General features: G+C 64.7%; 1 protein-coding gene. It reads right to left on the bottom strand.

What is annotated here, in order from left to right:
* A partial coding sequence (locus AAEY79_RS14515) for a hypothetical protein (RefSeq protein ID WP_352288998.1) occupies window positions 1-286 on the bottom strand: 286 nt, incomplete at both ends.

The following is a 286-nucleotide window of genomic DNA, read 5'->3' as shown; positions in this document are numbered from 1 at the left end:
GCGCTGCAGACGCTGGCGCCATTCAGGGTGTTGCTGCAAAAAGATGCTCCTGCTCGATAGTCGATTGAAGGCGCGCTGCAAGGCGTTATTCGGCCAGCGTTCCTGCACCACCAGCAACAGGCTCAACACCAACGCCAGGGCCAATGGGCCGCCGTACAGCGCCTGGGCCGGTCGGGCCTGGGTGGGTTGTTGCTCCACCGGCTCAAGGGTGTCGAGGGTGTCCTTGATCTTCAGCAGTTCCTCGCCGTCACGGGCGCGGAAATACTGGCCGCCGGTGGCCTCGGCC

The organism is Psychrobacter sp. GW64-MNA-CIBAN-0177, assembly GCF_040309585.1.
Lineage (GTDB): Bacteria > Pseudomonadota > Gammaproteobacteria > Pseudomonadales > Moraxellaceae > Psychrobacter > Psychrobacter okhotskensis.
The sequence above is the reverse complement of the archived record's forward strand: the minus strand, read 5'-3'. Positions and strand labels throughout refer to the sequence as shown.